General features: G+C 57.4%; 9 protein-coding genes. 3 read left to right on the top strand and 6 right to left on the bottom strand.

The features are described from left to right. Positions 1-201: 201 nt before the first annotated feature. Both TX23_RS23850 and TX23_RS23845 read right to left on the bottom strand, forming a co-directional pair. Positions 202-1257 carry a permease gene (locus tag TX23_RS23850; protein ID WP_057704316.1) on the bottom strand — a complete coding sequence of 352 codons (1056 nt, stop codon included), beginning with the start codon at positions 1255-1257 and terminating at the stop codon, positions 202-204. A gap of 58 nt (positions 1258-1315) precedes the next feature. Next, positions 1316-2017: a hypothetical protein gene (locus tag TX23_RS23845; RefSeq protein ID WP_057704315.1), complete on the bottom strand. Its 702-nt coding sequence runs from the start codon at positions 2015-2017 to the stop codon at positions 1316-1318. A gap of 252 nt (positions 2018-2269) precedes the next feature. Here TX23_RS23845 and TX23_RS23840 point away from each other — a divergent pair, with 252 nt between their 5' ends. The 3 genes from TX23_RS23840 (at position 2270) to hemB (ending at position 4905) form a co-directional block, all read left to right on the top strand. Further along, positions 2270-2968 (top strand): glutathione S-transferase N-terminal domain-containing protein, encoded by a 699-nt coding sequence (locus TX23_RS23840; protein ID WP_057704314.1) that lies wholly within the window; start codon positions 2270-2272, stop codon positions 2966-2968. Positions 2969-2971: 3 nt separating this feature from the next. Further along, complete coding sequence (locus TX23_RS23835) at positions 2972-3814, top strand: PhzF family phenazine biosynthesis protein (RefSeq protein WP_057704313.1); 843 nt, start codon at positions 2972-2974, stop codon at positions 3812-3814. A gap of 116 nt (positions 3815-3930) precedes the next feature. After that, positions 3931-4905, top strand: a complete 975-nt coding sequence (gene hemB, locus TX23_RS23830) for a porphobilinogen synthase (protein WP_016977356.1) — start codon at positions 3931-3933, stop codon at positions 4903-4905. A 49-nt stretch (positions 4906-4954) separates the two neighbouring features. Here hemB and TX23_RS23825 read toward each other — a convergent pair whose 3' ends face one another. From TX23_RS23825 to TX23_RS23810, 4 genes are all read right to left on the bottom strand, one after another. Beyond that, the gene (locus TX23_RS23825) at positions 4955-5341 is read right to left on the bottom strand and encodes a hypothetical protein (protein WP_057704312.1); all 387 of its coding nucleotides are present in this window, start codon (positions 5339-5341) and stop codon (positions 4955-4957) included. A 297-nt stretch (positions 5342-5638) separates the two neighbouring features. Next, on the bottom strand, positions 5639-6049 hold the full coding sequence (locus TX23_RS23820; RefSeq protein ID WP_057704311.1) for a hypothetical protein: 411 nt from the start codon (positions 6047-6049) through the stop codon (positions 5639-5641). Positions 6050-6097: 48 nt separating this feature from the next. Then, on the bottom strand, positions 6098-6541 hold the full coding sequence (locus TX23_RS23815) for a hypothetical protein (protein WP_057704310.1): 444 nt from the start codon (positions 6539-6541) through the stop codon (positions 6098-6100). Next, positions 6538-11280 (bottom strand): RHS repeat-associated core domain-containing protein, encoded by a 4743-nt coding sequence (locus tag TX23_RS23810; protein WP_057704309.1) that lies wholly within the window; start codon positions 11278-11280, stop codon positions 6538-6540. The genes TX23_RS23815 and TX23_RS23810 overlap by 4 nt, the downstream gene beginning before the upstream one ends. Positions 11281-11542: the final 262 nt, after the last annotated feature.

Genomic DNA, 11542 nt, shown 5'->3' with positions numbered 1-11542 from the left:
CAGTTGGACCGTGTACATATCCATTCCTGCGGTAACGGCCACCTGAATTCCGGCCAGCGTGGTTTAACGGGGCGCCTAAGATCAAAAGCAGATCAAGATCAAGAGCGGCTCGCTTCGCATCGTGGTTACCGGCGGCTGCGGCGAACTGCACAGTTGTGTAGATACCTATGCTGCGATGAGGCCATCAGCCCCACTGAAACTCTAAAGAATTACCGCCCCAATCAACCCACACACCACCCCCACCAGCATGGTCAAGCCGGCCACCGTCACCAGCACCCGTGCATCGAAATCCTTGCGCAGCATCAGCAGCGACGGCAGGCTCACGCTCGGCAGGGTCATCAGCAAGGCCACTGCCGGGCCGGTACCCATGCCCAGGGTCATCATGGTTTGTACGATGGGAATCTCTGCCGCCGTAGGAATCACAAACAGCGTACCGACGATCGCCAGCGGCACCAGCCACACCAGGCTGTTGGCCATTGCGCCGTCCACGTGTGGGAACAGCCACACCCGCGCCGCGCCGAGGACCAGCACCGCCAGGATGTACACAGGGATGGTGCTCCAGAACAGTTGCCACAAGGTGCGCAACCAGCGGCCCAGGAAGGGTTGCGACTCGACGGTGCTGACTTCGGCGACAGCCTCCAGCGCCGCTTCCGGCACTTGATCAGGGCGCGCAATACGCTGCGCCACCAGGGACACCCCCACCACCAGCACAATCCCAGCCACCAGCCGCAGCGCGGTAAAATCCCAGCCCAGCACAAACCCCATGAACACCAGCGTGGCCGGGTTCAACACCGGGTTGGCGATCCAGAACGCCAACGCCGCGCCCACCGACACCTGCTGACGGCGCATACCCGCTGCCACTGGCGCCGCACAGCAACTGCACATCATCCCCGGCAAGGCGAACAGCCCGCCGCGCAGGGTCGAGCCCAGCCCGGCACGGCCGAACAGGCGCAGCAGCCAGTCGCGAGGGATCAATACCTGTAGCAAGGAACCGAGGATTACCGCCAGCACCGCGGCTTTCCAGATCGCCAGGAAATACACCTGGGCGTAGGCCAGCGCCGCCGCCAGGGGCGAGCTTTGCTGATCATTGAGAATCGAGGCGCCAATGCTGTGGTTGTCGGCCGCTACAAACGCCTTGAGGTAGTAGGGCGACCACTTCACATAGTAGAGGCCGATGCAGGCCACCAGGAGAAACAGTGCAGGCTTGTACCAGAACGACCAGCCCCGACGGGGCTGGGTGGAAGCGAGATTGGACATGAAGAGGATCCGCAGGTGAGTCGATAGCCCGGCATCATACGCCCCTGCGGCTCAACCTTCAGGAATCGGCACTCAACTGAGTCGGGTCCGGGCAGCTTTCGTCACCATTGTTGAGCCCCTGCTTGTAATTGCGACTGAGCAGTGACGCCTTGCCGTTGTGCCAGGTCAATGTCAGCACGTACAGCGAGTCATAGTCATTGCCGGACCAGTCTTCGGTAATAGTGTGCTTCTCGCCGGCTGCTTCGCTGGCGACTTTGTTGATCAGCTCCGGCAAGTAACCATGGGACCAGGCCGTGTAGATTATCGCGTTGCGATACTTGTCCTCGACCAGTTCTTCGGCAAGGGCACTGGTGTCATTCGCTGAAAACTCGATGTTCACCGGTAGGCCGAGCTTGATCGCGCTGGGGCTGATGGTGATTAGTGGGCGAATGTAGCTGTAGGAATTATCCAGCTCGCCTTCTTCAACATTGCGCGTCGGGTTGGCGGCAAATACGTAGTTGGCCTTGCCGAATTTTTCCGGCAACACGCTCGCCAGGTTCATGGCGCGGTTCAGGCCCTGACAGTTGAGTTGGCCCAGGCCGCCGGCAGGTTTCTCGCCATGGCGCAGGAAAACCAGGGTTTGCACGCCATCGACCGGTTGCGCACGGCTTTCACGCGCGTCCAGGGCGGTGACGGCGGCGGCGCTGACCAGCAGCAGCGGCAACATCATGTATGAATAACGTTTGAATCGTTGCACAAGGCGCAGAGGCTTGATCTTCATTATAGGTTCGAGTCTTCGTGCGTCGGGTTAAGGCGGACAGGCCCGGCCCCAGTGACGCGTGGAGCGTCCTGCGGTATTCCCTGTCGATATAGCAAGGTGCCTCCATTCACCCTTCGGGCGCTCTTAAGAGTGCAAACGGGCGTTTTGGTTCGCCCACGGGGGATACTAGCCGGAAAATGTTGCGCAACGATGACCCATGCACGACAACGGGTAGATGACTATCATGGGGACTTTCCGTCCAGGGGGTTCTCGATGAACGCACTCGCCGCTTTCCCGATCAACAGCAAATGGCCCGCCCAGCACCCGGAACGCTTGCAGTTGTATTCGTTGCCCACGCCCAACGGCGTCAAGGTGTCGATCATGCTTGAAGAACTGGGCCTGCCCTATGAGGCGCACAAGGTCAGTTTCGACACCCAGGACCAGTTGTCCCCAGAGTTCATGTCCCTGAACCCCAACAACAAAATTCCCGCCATTATTGATCCCAACGGCCCGAGCGGGCAGCCGCTGGCGCTGTTCGAGTCCGGTGCGATCCTGATCTACCTGGCGGAAAAGACCAGCCAGTTGCTGCCCGAAGACCCGGCCACCCGCTATGAAACCCTGCAATGGCTGATGTTCCAGATGGCCGGCATCGGCCCGATGTTCGGCCAGGTGGGATTCTTCAACAAGTTCGCCGGCAAGGCTTACGAAGACAAGCGCCCGCGTGACCGCTACGCCGCCGAAGCCCGACGCTTGCTCGGTGTTCTGGAGAAGCGTCTGCTGGGCCGCACCTGGATCATGGGCGATGACTACAGCATTGCCGACATCGCCACCTTCCCCTGGATTCGCAACCTGATCGGCTTCTACGAATCCGGCGACCTGGTGGGCATTGCCGATTTCCCTAATGTACTGCGCGCATTGGACGGCTTTGTCGCACGCCCGGCGGTGATTCGTGGCCTGAACATTCCGAGCTGAAACATGCCGACTTTCGATTTCCAGCAACTGGATGTATTCAGCCGCGTACCGCTCAAGGGCAATCCGCTGGCCGTGGTGCTCGGCGCCGACAGCTTGACCGAGCAGCAGATGGCGGACTTTGCCAATTGGACCAATCTCAGCGAGACCACGTTTTTGCTGACACCCAGGGATCCACGAGCCGACTACCGCGTACGCATTTTCACCACCCTCACGGAACTGCCGTTTGCCGGCCACCCGACCTTGGGCAGTTGCCACGCCTGGCTGCAGGCCGGTGGTGTGCCCCGAGGCGAGGAGATCATCCAGGAGTGCGAAATCGGTCTGGTGCGCATTCGCCGCCAGGGTGAGCAACTGGCGTTTATCGCGCCGCCGTTGCTGCGTGCGGGAGCGGTGGAGGCGCCATTGCTGGAGCGCGTGCGCCTGGCATTGGGGCTGGCGCCCGAGGCGATTGTGCGCAGTCAGTGGGTCGACAATGGTGCGGGTTGGCTGGCGGTGATGCTGGCTGATCGTGACGCGGTGCTCGCGTTGCAACCGGACTATTCGCAACTGCTGGGCCTGGCCGTGGGGGTGATCGCCCCCTGTGATCCGCTGCGTGACGCGGTAGACGCGCAGTTTGAAGTGCGCGCCTTTATCGCTGGCGACGGCGCCCCGGAAGACCCGGCCACCGGCAGTTTGAACGCCGGTGTGGCCCAATGGCTGCTCGCCGAGGGGCTGGCGCCCAGCCGTTATGTGGTCAGCCAGGGCACGGCGATAGGGCGCGCGGGGCGTATTCACATCGAACGTGAGGGCGATGAGATCTGGGTCGGCGGTGCCGTGGCGCTGCGTATTCAGGGGCGTCTACAGCTCTAGATCAATAAATTGTTACGCGCCCGGCAATACACTATTGGCCCCTTGGCGTTTGTGTTGCCGGGACTTGGGGGCATAAGCTTTGGCCCCAAAGATTTCAGCCATTTTTCAGGAAAGCCATGACCAGTCAGTTCCCCCAAGCCCGCCCACGTCGCCTGCGCCGCTCCCCGGAGCTGCGTGGCTTGTTCCAGGAAAGCGAATTCACTCTTAACGACCTGGTGTTGCCGATCTTCGTTGAAGAAGAAATTGACGATTTCGTGCCGATTACCAGTATGCCGGGCGTGCTGCGCATCCCGGAGAAGAAACTGGCCGGCGAGATTGAACGTTACGCCCGTGCCGGCATCAAGTCGGTGATGACCTTCGGCGTGTCTCACCACCTCGACGCCAGCGGCAGCGATACCTGGAAAGAGCGCGGCCTGGTTTCGCGTATGTCCTCGATCATCAAGGACGCGGTGCCGGAAATGATCGTGATGTCCGACACCTGCTTCTGCGAATACACCGACCACGGCCACTGCGGCGTGATGCACGGTGCCCATGTCGACAACGATGCAACCCTGGTCAACCTCGGCAAACAAGCCGTGGCCGCTGCCCGCGCCGGCGCCGACGTGATCGCCCCGTCAGCCGCGATGGACGGCCAGGTCCAGGCCATCCGCCGTGCCCTCGACGACGCCGGTTTCACCCACATTCCGATCATGGCTTACTCGACCAAATTCGCTTCGGCCCTCTACGGCCCGTTCCGCGAAGCGGGCGGCAGCGCCCTCAAGGGCGACCGCAAAAGCTACCAGATGAACCCGATGAACCGCCGCGAAGCCGTGCGCGAATCGCTGCTGGACGAACAGGAAGGCGCTGATGCGCTGATGGTCAAGCCAGCCGGTGCCTACCTCGACATCATCCGCGACATCCGTGAGGCCTCACGCCTACCGGTCGCGGCCTACCAGGTGAGCGGTGAGTACGCGATGATCAAGTTCGGCGCACAGGCCGGAGCGATTGATGAAGACCGGGTGGTGCGCGAGACGTTGGGATCGATCAAGCGGGCGGGGGCGGATTTGATCTTTACCTACTTTGCGATGGATTTGGCGTTGGCGGGGATCTAAAGGCATCTTTTCTCCCCTGTGGTGAGCAGGCTTATCACAGGGGGGCGAATTATATCAGCAGTGATTCGGCCCATTTTTTTCGATAAGCAAATTGTTCGTTGATGTCGTTTGTGAGTTCGTTCTCTTCATAATCGAATATGCGGACGAGCTTTGCGTGCGGGTCACCTATTTGAGTTTCGTACGCTACGACCCCACTAGACATATTTGATGCCATGGCCGAAGGATATACATTTATCTTGGAGCCCTTGCACAGAAATCGAATGTCGCTGAACTCTCTTCTCAATAAACCAAATCCTATATAAATATCTACTTCGATATAGGTTTTTCTTACTCCGTCAGCGAATATGATCGAAAGGGTTGCGGTTCTCGCGTCACATTCGAGTATCGCTTTTTCTTGGTTGGAGTTTTTAATTATGGATATTTCTAATTTTTTCATTTTTATATTGTGGGGGTAGGGTTGATGTAATGATGTGAGTTATTGCGAGTTTAAAATAAGGTTGTCCCCTTGTGTCGTAATAATAAAGGTGAGAACTGTGTGGGGGGGGTTATCTGCTGCTCCGATTTCATAATGAGTTAGGCGCTCAAACAATATCGAGTGTTCTATCGAGAAAATATTTGTGGTGAGTCGGTTTGGGCTAGGTCGGGCTACGATGTAGCTTCAGAACTACGTGGGTAATGCATAAGTCGCCGGAATAACGAGTGGAGTGTCCTGTTGTACTTGTTCAGACAAAACCTATCCGAACTTTTCATAATCTACTGCGCCCAATGAAGCCAACCATTTCTTAAAAAAATCGATTTGTTCTTGAGGGTTGTTTGTTAGATTTTTCTCTTCGTAATCGAATATCTGGACTAGGTCCTCGTCGGTGGCTTGTTTTCCTAAAGTCATTTCGTATGCGACAAGGCCTGCGCTCATTTGAGATGTCATTCTGGACGGCTTAACATTTGTTTTTGCACCTTTGCATAAGAATGTGATATGCGAAAAATCGGTTCTAATTTTTGCTAGGCAAACGTAAAGGTCCTTCCCTTCGTAAATCTTAATGAAATTATCCTCTGAAAATCTCATTATAAGTTTTACGGCGTTGTATCTTACCGTTATTTCTCTTTCTTCGTTATTGATTAGGGTCTTTATTTTTTGAGTTTTCATTTGTTTCTCGTTCAGGCGGGTAGTTGAATAGCCTACATATTTTGAGCATCATTTTAAATCATCAGTCGTTGCTTTGCTGGGGGAGGGAGGTTCAGCTTGGCTCGCACCTATTGAAGTTAGCCACTCCTTGTAGAATTGGTATTGTTCTTGTGGATCATTAGTAAGATTATGTTCTTCATGATCAAATATATGAACTAGATCTTCTCGTGTCGGGCGCTTTCCAAGAGTTAATTCATATGCAACCAAACCACCGCTCATTTGTGAGGCCATGCTAGAGGGGCGTACATTTATTTTGGCACCTTTGCAAAGGAACTGGATGTGGGGGAAGTCTTTTCTGACATCGATAAGGCAGTTATAAATATCTTCAGCTATATAGACTTTTGCAAAGTTTTCTGCCTCTGAGAATTTTAGTTTTGTGTGGCGAGAGTCATATTTGAACGTAACATATCTCTCGGCGTTGTTTATTATGGCTTTGATTTTTTTTGTTCTCATTTTATGTTCCTGTTTGGGTTCGGGATCGAATATCCTACGTAGGTTCCATCTCGCTTCATCGGTGTTGCACCCAAGATGTCTCCTGTTTTGATTTTACCCTGTATTGCGATTTCTGCCTCATTGTCAAAAGGTGCTAGTTTTCCTAGTTCTTTGTTCACGTCCCGACCAGGGATTTTTTTCAAGGTATAGAGGAAGCCTTTTCGGGTCCCATATTGAGTGGCGAAATCGATTCCGACTAGCTTAGAGGGAGATGTGCTTATGAAATTGCTGGGTGGGTTATTGCTGTCGAGCGCGTGCAAGTATAGATCGTTGCTGTCGCCCTTGCTTTTGAATCCATTTTTAAAAATCTGGTCAGGTGTTTTGTCATCACCGCGATAAAGGTACTCGTTGCTAGTATTGGTTGGCGGGCTAGGCTCGCCCTTATTAACAGTTACCGTTTTCGGGGGATTTGCTACTTCAGCTTTTGACCTACAGGCGTCTCCACTTGGGCAGGTAGTCAACCCCAGTGGATCTACCCACCCCGTCGGATTGGGCACATACCGGTACCCATTGATCCCACCCGCCAACTTCACTGGGTCCGGTGTCAGGTAGCGACCAATATCCGGATTGTAGTAGCGATGGCGGTTGTAGTGCAGCCCGCTTTCCCGATCGAAATATTGACCCTGAAAGCGCAGCGGATTATCAATTTTGCCTACGTCGAGCCGGGCGATCTGGCCGTAGGCACGGTAGTGGGCGGACCAGACGATTTCGCCTTCGGTGTCGGTCAGTTCTTGCGGCGTGCCGAGGTGGTCCAACTGGTAGTGGTAGGGCTGGGTTTCTTCTGGGCCGAAACCTTCCAACAGTGCCAGTGGGCGGAAGCTGTTGGGTTCGTAGAGGTAACTGCGATGACAGTCCGCATGGTGTTCGGCAATTAGCTTGTCGCCTTGCCAGAAAAACTCCGTGGTCTTGCCATCCACGGTCTTGCTGACACGCCGCCCAAACGGGTCATACCGATAACGGGCGGTTTCGCCGTTGGGCATGATGACGCTGATCAACCGATGCTGGCAGTCGTAGCGATATTCCGTGACGAGTTGCTGGCCCTTGCCGCGCCGTTCGCGGATGAGGTTGCCGAAGGCGTCGTAGTCGTAATGGCGGTCGCCCTGGATCATCAGGCGGTTGCCGGCGACGATGTCCGGGCCGGGGCGGTCTTGCATCAGCAGGTTGCCCGCCGGGTCGTGGGCGAAGCGTTCCTGCACGTCCTGGGAATGATCGGCGCGGGTCAGGCGATTCAGTGGGTCGTAGCGGTAAAGGTGTTCGCCTTTGCGGGTGTCGAGCAGGCGGTTGAGGGTGCCGCTTTTGTCGTAGTCGTATTGGCGTTGGTAAAGATGGTTTTGCTGTTGGGTTACTGCGTGAGCGTGCAGGCGGTTCTGGTCGTCGTAGTGGTAGTGGCTGAGCAGTTGACCTTGTTGGCGCTGGTGTTCGCGACCGCTCTTGAATAGATGTGAGGTGAGCACGTCACCGTTGAGTTCGACGGTGGCGAGGTGGCCGCCCTTGTCGCGGTTGAAGGTGAGACGGTTGTTGTCCGGCAGGCGCAGGTGTTGAAGCTGGCCGCAGGCGTCGTAGCCGTAGCGCAGGGTCCCCCAGCCCTGGTGTTCGGCGGTGAGGCGGTTTTGGCGGTTGTACTCGTAGGCCAATGCCCAGTGGCCGTCATCGACGCTCAGGAGATTGCCTTGGCGGTCGTAGGCATAAGCAATAACGCTGTCATCGGGCAGGGTTTTTCGTACGAGACGCCCGGCGTGGTCGCGCTCGTAGCGGGTGATTAGCTGACTGTTATCGTCGCCGTATTCGGTCTTCTCCAGCAGGTTGCCGTTGAGGTCGTAGGCGTAAGCGGTGCGTTGGCCGTCGAAGCCGGTTTCCTGTTGGATCAGGCCGTTGGGGTGATAGTCGAGTTGGTAGGTTTCGCCGACTTCGTTTTCGATTTCTGTCAGCAGCAGCCGGGCGTTGTCGTAACGGTATTTGACCTGGGTGCCGTCGGCGTTGATGCGGCGGCTGATCAGGTGCAGGCCGTCGGCGTATTCGTAGCGGGTGACGTGGCCGAGTTCATCGCGTTCGGCGATGATTTTGCCGTAGGGGTTGTAGCTGAATTCCCGAGTGGCGCCGCCTGGCAAGACGATGCGAATCAGCCTACCGACGCTGTCCCATTCATAAATGGTCTGCGCGCCGTGCTCACCCTCGCGGGCAACTTGCCGCCCCATATCGTCATAGCGATAACGCTGGATGCCGCCATTGGGCAATTGCTCCTCCAGCAACTGCCCACGCTCATTCCACACCAGCCGATGGCAGCTGTGATCCGGGTACCAAACCCCGGTCAGTTGCCCGTGTTTGTTGTAGCTGTAGTCAGTCGAATGACCATCCGGATCAGTTTTGCGGATGACATCGCCTTGCTCATTACGCTCGTATTTCCAGACCGCCTCCCCACGCCTGACAACCCGAACAAAACCGTTGTCATGTTCGTAGGACGTCGGCTCATCATCCCCCGGAAACAACGTCACCAAGCGTCCGGCGTCGTCGTACTGATAGGCCGTCACCGCGCCCATGGGGTCTTGCTCGACGGTCAGCCGGCCCTTGGCATCGTAGGATTTGAAATGCTGCGCGCCGTCCGGATCGATGCGCTGCACCAAGCGCGCGCGGTCGTCATGGACATACACTTCCTGGCTGCCATCGACGTTATGCACGGTGACGTGGCCGTCATCGCCCCAGGCATAGCGCGTGTCCATCTGCGAAAAACTCGCCCAATGCCGCACGCAACGCGCCGCCTTGCCAGCGCCTTCCCACTCCCAGAAGAAACTCGCCCCACCGGCTAACTGCCGCTCAACAATGACGTGCTGATCGTCGTACCGATAACGCTCGCTTTCACCGACGGCATTGGTCGCACACACCAGTCGTCCAGCTTCGTCATAGGCGTAGGAAACGATGTTCTGCTCGGTTTCCCAGACGTAAGGTGCACGCCCTTCGGCGCGATGCACCTGGTAGTCCACCGCGACGATGCGGTCCAGCTCATAGCGCAGCAGTAGCGAACGACCAGCACCGTTATCCAGCCGCTCAATCCGCCCAGAACGATCACGGCAAATGCGTAGACGGTTGTCATACGCATCGCTGATGGAAACCAACACACCGTTACGAAAGTGATAAAACCGCGACGCCTGGGCCAGCACCAGCTCATCAGGCGCCGAGCCCAGGTAGATCGCCGCTTCCGCCAGGCTGTTGGTAATCGCGGGTCGAGCAGAAGTCGGCAAGGGCAGGGTAGTCGAGCGATTCTCATGATCGGTCCACACCACCGAATCGCCCGACACCGCAAGCCGGTGGGCCAGCCCATGACTCCAGCCAAACCCCAACCCGCAATCCAGCTCCACCGCACTGGTGCGATAAAGCCGGGTCCACGCAAACGGCAAAACCCCGTCCAGTGCGCCGTCGGTGAGGGTCAGCAATTCCTCGCCGGTGACCATCGACACCGGGCAGCCATGCGTGACCGTCTTGTCCGCTGGCGCTGCCGCATCCCCCTTCGGATTCGACGCCACGGCAGGCGCATCATCCACCGATTCCTGCCGGACCAACGTGGTGCGCTGGGTCTTGCTGCGCACCACCGGCACCGGGTTCGAAACCAGCGTTTCGCCCGCTTTCAACGGCACCACCGGCACGGCCTTGACCGGCACCGCTGCGCTATTGAGCAACACAGGTTTGGCGGCCTCAACATGCGTGTCCAACCGAGGCCCCGAGACTTGCTTGGCCAGCAATTCCAGCAACGCCCGTGCTTGCCCGGACTTGACGCCACTGAGTACCCGAGACCCCAACCGCACCGCGATACCCATCGCCCCCAAGGCATAAATCAGCAGCAGGTTGATCAGCACCTCACCGGTGATTTCTCCCCACAGTTCAGTCATCTGCGGCGGCGGCAACATGCGCATCCAACTGACCAGCGCCGACACATGGATGAACAGCAGCGGCTCATCGCTGAGCACTAACAACCCCTTGGCGATGGAGTCATTACCCAGTGCCAGCAGCTCGTCGAGTTCAGTGTGTGAGAGGTACTGCAGCAGCTTGTCGCTGTTGGGCTTGAGGTTCGCGAGCAGCTCATACAGCTGTGTGACGTTGTCCCAGAGGTCGTAAAGCGCCTTGCCCATTCCGCTGAGAAACGCCGTTTCCAGCAGTCGGCGCCGGTCAAGCGGGCTGATGTCTGTGTAGTTTTTCCACTGGGCCTCGAAGGTGCCGGTCCATTCGTTGCGCAGCCGACCTTCCAACCCTGCGATCACCGACTGGTAGGACGCATACAGCGCCTTGACGTGTTCGCGGGAAACGTTGGGGTAAAAGCTCACCCGATATTGCTGGTTGCGATCACACTCGGTGATCTCAAGGATGCCGCTCGGGCCGATGGTCTTGTGGATGGGCTCGCCCAACGGGCCGCCGTTTGGATCAACGCGTTGCAACAGCACCGCCGTGTTGCCGATCGGCACGAACCGCGTGCTCTGGAACATATGCACCAGGGTCAACGTACCGTTGGCCTGGCAAGTGGCGACGGTGCTGCCGGGAAACAGGGAGCGATTGATCGGGGCAACGAGCGCTACCTCGTCGCCGACCTTGAACACCTGCTCAAGCGCCAGCGCCGAGAAGCTCCAGAAGCTTTCAGCCCAATCGTCAAAGGTGTTCAGGCAATCGCGAAAATCACGGAAGACGCCTTCAACGTCGACCGTTTTCACGTCCATTGGTGTCAGGGCGAGCCTGCCAATGGCCGGGTTCAAGTGGCTGTCCCTGGGGGCAAAGCATTAACGGAGCAGTACATCGGCGGTCCCTCGCACTCAATGATCAGGCGAGGGACTTTGCAGCGGTTCGCAGGGCAGGGGAGTAGAGCTTATCCGGCAGTTATGTCGGATGTTTCAGCTAGGGGCAGGCATCCGCTTCGGTTCACCGACGAACCCCGGTTAGACTTACCTGTCGATATCTGCACTGCCCGGCCCGTCGTTAACC

Origin of the sequence: Pseudomonas paralactis, from assembly GCF_001439735.1 — a bacterium.
Taxonomy (GTDB): Bacteria; Pseudomonadota; Gammaproteobacteria; order Pseudomonadales; family Pseudomonadaceae; genus Aquipseudomonas; species Aquipseudomonas paralactis.
Note: the sequence above shows the minus strand (reverse complement) of the source record. Positions and strands in the feature narration are given on the sequence as shown.